This window comes from Methylobacterium sp. WL6 (genome assembly GCF_008040095.1).
Taxonomy (GTDB): Bacteria; Pseudomonadota; Alphaproteobacteria; order Rhizobiales; family Beijerinckiaceae; genus Methylobacterium.
The window spans coordinates 1-5,721 of the sequence record NZ_VRVH01000286.1 but is presented as its reverse complement, the minus strand read 5'-3'; the positions used below and the strand labels follow the sequence as shown (position 1 = coordinate 5,721).

Annotated in this window: 7 protein-coding genes and 1 pseudogene; 7 read left to right on the top strand and 1 reads right to left on the bottom strand. The window is 71.3% G+C overall.

What is annotated here, in order from left to right:
- The 6 genes and pseudogenes from FV230_RS23615 to FV230_RS23590 form a co-directional block, all read left to right on the top strand.
- Positions 1-507 (top strand): annotated as a pseudogene (locus tag FV230_RS23615) (single-stranded-DNA-specific exonuclease RecJ); the annotation flags it as partial.
- Positions 508-593: 86 nt separating this feature from the next.
- Positions 594-878: a hypothetical protein gene (locus FV230_RS23610; RefSeq protein WP_147844129.1), complete on the top strand. Its 285-nt coding sequence runs from the start codon at positions 594-596 to the stop codon at positions 876-878.
- 245 nt (positions 879-1,123) lie between these two features.
- On the top strand, positions 1,124-1,399 hold the full coding sequence (locus FV230_RS23605; RefSeq protein WP_147844128.1) for a hypothetical protein: 276 nt from the start codon (positions 1,124-1,126) through the stop codon (positions 1,397-1,399).
- Positions 1,400-1,953: 554 nt separating this feature from the next.
- Positions 1,954-2,199: a NepR family anti-sigma factor gene (locus FV230_RS23600; RefSeq protein ID WP_147844127.1), complete on the top strand. Its 246-nt coding sequence runs from the start codon at positions 1,954-1,956 to the stop codon at positions 2,197-2,199.
- The gene (locus tag FV230_RS23595; protein WP_147844126.1) at positions 2,196-2,771 is read left to right on the top strand and encodes a sigma-70 family RNA polymerase sigma factor; all 576 of its coding nucleotides are present in this window, start codon (positions 2,196-2,198) and stop codon (positions 2,769-2,771) included. The genes FV230_RS23600 and FV230_RS23595 overlap by 4 nt, the downstream gene beginning before the upstream one ends.
- Before the next feature lie 169 nt (positions 2,772-2,940).
- On the top strand, positions 2,941-3,984 hold the full coding sequence (locus FV230_RS23590) for a cytochrome c peroxidase (protein ID WP_147844125.1): 1,044 nt from the start codon (positions 2,941-2,943) through the stop codon (positions 3,982-3,984).
- Between the two features lie 96 nt (positions 3,985-4,080).
- On the opposite strand, the gene FV230_RS29920 is transcribed toward FV230_RS23590, so the two are convergent.
- On the bottom strand, positions 4,081-4,233 hold the full coding sequence (locus FV230_RS29920; protein WP_187274756.1) for a hypothetical protein: 153 nt from the start codon (positions 4,231-4,233) through the stop codon (positions 4,081-4,083).
- A gap of 309 nt (positions 4,234-4,542) precedes the next feature.
- Here FV230_RS29920 and FV230_RS23585 point away from each other — a divergent pair, with 309 nt between their 5' ends.
- Positions 4,543-5,595: a hypothetical protein gene (locus FV230_RS23585; RefSeq protein ID WP_243950892.1), complete on the top strand. Its 1,053-nt coding sequence runs from the start codon at positions 4,543-4,545 to the stop codon at positions 5,593-5,595.
- Positions 5,596-5,721: the final 126 nt, after the last annotated feature.

Here is a 5,721-nt window from a genome sequence, read left to right as displayed (position 1 = left end):
CGCGCCGCCGTCGCGGCGGGTCTCGCGACGAAGGGCGGCGGCCACGCCATGGCCGCGGGCGTGACTCTCGCCGGCCCCGACCTGACGCGCTTTGCCGCCTTCCTCGCCGCGGACCTGGCGGACGCGGTGGCGCAGGCGCGCGCGGTCGAGGCGCTGCTCGTCGACGGCACGGTCAGCGCCGGCGGCGCCACCGCCGAGACCGTCCGCCTGATCCAGCGCGCCGGCCCGTTCGGGCAGGGGGCGCCGGAGCCGGTCTTCGCCCTGCCGCGCCACCGCATCGTCGATGCCGGCCTCGTCGGCCACGGCCATGTCCGTGCGCGCCTGCGCAGCCGCGACGGGCAGGCGGTCGGCGCGATCAGCTTCCGCAGCGCGCAATCGCCGCTCGGGCAGGCGATCCTGGCGGGCATCGGCTCGGAGTTCCACGTCGCCGGCACGCTCGCCTGCGACCGCTGGCGCGGGGCCGAGCGCGCGCAGGTCCGCATCTGCGACCTGAGCCCCGCCGCGTGATCGCCGCCGCCCCGCGCGATGCCGGTCCGTCCGCTCTCGCGACATCGTTAACGCGGCGTGGAGGCGCGCGGCCCTAAGCTGCGTGCATGCGCTCCTTCCTCTCCGCCGTCGCCCTTCTCCTCGCCGCAGCGCCGGCGCTCGCCGGCGGGGCCGAGGAATTCTTCATGGGCCGCCCGCCCTCGGCCGGCGTGGTGCAGGGCGGCGTCTTCGGGGCGGGCGGCTCGGACTACCTCGGCGAGATGCGCGACGAGCGGTTCGCGGCACCGCGCGCGGTGCGGCCCGCCCGGAGCGCCCGCCGCGTCGTGCACGCCGCGCGCGTCCGGCCCGGCGATGGGTCGCCGGTCGTCGCACGGCCCTACTTCAAGCCCTGACACGGTTCTCGCGCGATCGAAGGGAGGCCGGATCCGGCAAGCCCGCGAAGCCCGGATCCGCCCTCCCGAAGCCACCCGCCGGATCGTCGTGACGCGATCGTCCCGATCCGGCTTAGCGTTTCATCCGCCGTGCCGCGTGGGGCCCATCACGTCGTGAGGGTCAGGGGCGATCCATATGAGCTTCACGCAAGATCAGACCGTGCCGAACCGGCGGCCTGTATTGCTGGAAGGCGTCTTCTATCGTCATGACGTTGCGTTTCGTTGCCGTCGCGGCCGCTCTCGTCATCGGCGTTTCCGCCCCCGTCTCGTCCGCGCGCGCGTTCAGCTACGAGGCCCCCGTCGACCGCTTCGCGCCGCCGTCCCCCTCTGACGACCTGGCCACGGGTTCGGTCGGGATCGGCGTCGACGGCACGCCGCGCACCGGCGGGTGCGTGCCGAGCTCGGCGAGCGAGGGCGACGCCAACCGGCAGACCCGGCCGGTGATGCAGTACGGCCAGACCAGCGGCGGCAGCCGTTGCTGAGCGGGAAGCGGACCGGGATCGAGACCATGACGCTGTTCGACGACGCGATGATCGGCGCCTTCGTCTGCGGCCTCGTCGTCACCGCCTACGGCTCCGTCAGCGTTCCGATCGCGCTCTGACGGACGGCGCCCATCGTTCTCGCGAGCCGAAGAGGACGCGGTCCCCCTCTCCCCAGCGGGAGAGGGGCCGCGCTGAGCTTCGACGATGCATCCGCGCCCTCGGCCGGGACGCCGCGGCGCGCCGCCGGCTGCCGCCGCCCGAAGTCCAGACCGTCAGGTTTCGAACATTGGAATGTAACCAGATGTATCAAGGTTGCGAAAAACATACAAATTGACAAAGTCGCCAGCTTGGCCATAAGATGATGTCGCGACCTATGGTGATGAATTCTAGGTGAATGTCTTTTTCAGACTTGATTAAACCGCCCGGCCCTAGCACCCGTAGCCACGGCGACGGACCTGGCGTCCGCGGCGCACCGGAGGCCTGAGGGCCGCGCCCGGTCGTTCGCAGGCGGTCGGGTCGCGAGGCGTCGCCCCGCTTTGCCAGGACGGCCGACGATGCACGACATCCCCGACGAACGCGGTGCCGACGACGCGATCGGGCGCGTGGCCGGCGATGCCGTGCCGACGCCCGAGCGGCGGCCGCGCGGCGGCGACCGGCGGCTCGATCCGGAGACGCGGCGCCGGATCGGGCGCAGCCTGCGGGTGCTCTATGCGGGCCTGCTCGCCCAGCCGATCCCCGAGCGGTTCGAGGCGCTCGTCGCGGAATTCGCCGCCCGGTCGGAAAAGGAGTCCGCGCGATGATCCAGGCCTGTGCCCCCGTCGGAACGCCCGCCGGCGCCGACGCCGAGATGCGCGACCTCCTGCTCGGCGCGATCCCGGCGCTGCGCGCCTTCGCCTTCTCGCTGACCTACGATTTCGACCGCACCGACGACCTCGTGCAGGACACGCTGATGCGGGCCTGGACCAAGGCCGAGAGTTTCCGCCGCGGCACCAACCTCACGGCGTGGCTGTTCACGATCCTGCGCAACCTGTTCTATTCCGAGCAGCGCAAGCGCAAGCGCGAGATCGAGGATGCCGACGGCGGCCATGCCGGGCGGCTGACCAGCCTGCCCGAGCAGGAGGTCCGCGTGGAGATGCGCGCGTTCCAGAGCGCGCTGAACCTGCTGCCGCTGGCCCAGCGCGAGGCGCTGGTCCTCGTCGGCGCGCAGAGCTTCACCTACGAGGAGGCGGCCGAGATCTGCGGGGTCGCCGTCGGCACGATCAAGAGCCGGGTCAGCCGCGCGCGCGGGCGGCTGATCGAGAGCCTCGGCATGGACGACGCCGGCGACGTCGGCACCGACGCCCGCACCCGCGCCGCCCTCGACGCCCGCTGATCGCCGCCCCGGATCGGGGCGGGGGCATGACGTCGCCGCATGTTCGCTGAGGTTCAAGTTATCGTTGAGGTTTCGGGAATATAATTCTCGGGCAGGACCATAATCGAAACGAAGGCTTTACGGATCTGCAAGACATCGCATCGTAGACCCTCCCCTTGGGAGCTCTGCGATGCGATGGAAGCTCGGCGGCGGTATCGCCGCAATTGTGATGCTCGGTGCGGTTTGCGGTCCGGCCACGAGCGGACCGGCGGCGCAGCGGGCCGCCTGGCGCGAGGCCTATGCCCCGCCTTCCGCGATCCCGTTCCCGGAGACCAATCCCTACGCCCAGGCCAAGGCGGAACTCGGCCGGAAGCTGTTCTTCGATCCGATCCTGTCGGCCGACCGCGACCGGGCCTGCGTGACCTGCCACCTGCCCGACCTCGCCTGGGCGGACGGGCGCAAGCGCGCGCCGGCCCGCAACGATTCCGACATGGACCTGCGGACGCCGAGCCTGCTCAACATCGCTTGGCAGGAGGGCCGCCTCGGCTGGGACGGCAAGTTCCGCGACCTCGAGAGCGTCGCCTTCGTCCCGATCAGCGCGCCCGGCAACATGGGCCTGCCCGCCGACGACGCGGTGGCGCGCCTGTCGGCGGATGCCGCCTATGCCGCCGCCTTCGCCGAGGCCTTCGCCGATCCCGGCGTCACCAAGGACCGGATCGAGGCGGCGCTCGCCACCTTCCAGCGCCTGATCGTGTCCGGCGTGAGCCCGTTCGACCGCTGGATCGCGGGCGACGAGACGGCGATCCCGGTCGCCGCCAAGCGCGGCTTCGACCTGTTCAACGGCCGCGGGAACTGCGCCGCCTGCCATGGCGGCTGGGCCTTCACCGACGGCTCGTTCCACGACATCGGCACGGCGACCGGCGCGGATCTCGGACGCGGGCGCTTCGTGCCGAGCTCGGAGGCCCTGCGCTACGCCTTCAAGACCCCCGGCCTGCGCGAGGTCGCCGGCCGCGGCGCCTACATGCACGACGGATCGATCGCGACACTGGAGGCGGTGATCGATCTCTACGACCGCGGCGGCATCGCACGCCCGAGCCGCTCGCCGGAGATCCGCCCGCTGAACCTCACGGGCGCGGAGAAGGCCGACCTGCTGGCCTTCCTGCAGACGCTCACCGCGCCGGCCGGGAACGACCGCGCCCTCGCGGACCTGACCGGCGACGCGCCGAAGCCGTAACCGGGCCGGACGGCGGGCGCGGCCCCGGATGCGTCCGCGGCGCCGTCGCCGGCAGCGTCGTCGCGCGCCCCTCGATCCACCTGGCTCGGGAATGCCCTAGCGGAACAGCGGCAGCCCAGCGCCGAGCAGGGCGAGGCCGGTCACCAGAAGCACGCCGCCGCAGGATTCGAAGGTGGCGGCGCGCAGGCCCGCACGCGGCGCGAAGCCGGCCAGCCCGATCCCGGCACCGAGGCTCGCGAGACTTGCCAAGCCGATCATCCGCAATCCCCCCACGCTTGGTCCGGCCGGCGATGTCGGGTTCCGGCCGCGCCAGGATCGCCGGCCAACACTGAGCGAAGTCTTGCGCGGCCGTCCGAAGAGCTGGGAATCCGCGTCCATGCTGAATGGCGCGTTGCCCGGCACGGCGCCCTAGACGGGATTCGCTTTCAGCCGATTCTACCCGGCACCCACAGCGTTAACCTTTTCGACACGGACGTTAACAAACCCTTGGCAAAATCCGGCGGCTTAGTTCTAAATGCATCGGTAAGCACTGTTCTGACCCGTTGTGACGAGGCTTCGATGCGGACCTTTGAGTGGCGTTGCTCTTCTCCGTTTCTTGCCGGCGCCCTAGCCCTTCCCGCGACCCTGCTCGCCAGCAGCGAGGCCAGCGCCCATGTAAAATGGTTCTGCGCCTACGACGTCGCCGGCCAGCCCCGCGGCCTCGAGCAGGTGCTCTGCCTCGACTTCGAGTGGCTCGTCGGCCTGTCGGTCCTGTGCCTGATGTTCGGGTGCCTCGCCGAGGGCACCCCGCTCGGCACCGCCCTGCTCAACGCCCTGGACCGGGTCACCGCGCGGCTGCGCACCGACACCGAATTGCTGGTGCGGGCGACGCTGGGCTTCTTCTTCGTCTCGCTCTGGACGCTCGGCGGCATCATCCTCACCCCCGAGCTCAAGACCGACGCGGCCTGGATCCCGTGGTTCCAGCTCGCGCTTGCGGCCTGCCTGATCTGGCACCGCACCCTGCCGCTGGCCGGCGCCGGCATCGTTGTGCTGTTCGGCTACGCGACCTGGAGCTACGGCGCGTTCCATCTAGCCGACTACCCGGTCTTCCTCGGCGTCGCCGCCTACCTGATCCTCACCGGCCTCGACCGCACCCTCTACGGCATCCGCCCCATCGACGTGGTCCGCGCCGCCGCCGCCGTCACCCTGATGTGGGCCTCGGTCGAGAAGTGGGCCTACCCGGAATGGACCGCGCCGCTCCTGGCCGCCAAGCCCGAGATGACCTTCGGCGCCTCGCCCGAGCTGTTCATGAAGGCTGCCGGCGTCGTCGAGTTCACCCTGGCCTTCGCCCTGATCTGGACGCCCCTGGTGCGCCGCACCGCCGCGATCATCCTGGCCGCGATCTTCGTCTCCGCCGTGTTCGAGTTCGGCAAGGTCGATGCGATCGGCCATTCCGGGATCATCGTGGTGCTGATCGGCATCGCCGCCGACGACGCCCGCAGCGCCGTCCGCCGCCGCGACGTGGCGCTGGCCCCGGCCTACTACGCGGTGGCGCTCACCGGCTTCCTCACGCTCTACTACGTCGGCCATGCGGCGATGTACGGCGCGCTGTTCTCGGCGCCCGTGATCTGATCTGATCGACGCGGACGACGGGCGGGCGGCCTCCGAGAGGGGGCCGCTTTCGCATGTCCGGTGTTCGGACGGGTCGTTTGGGCGGTTGTTCGGCGTGGGGGGGGGGTGGGCGGGCATTGCGCTGGC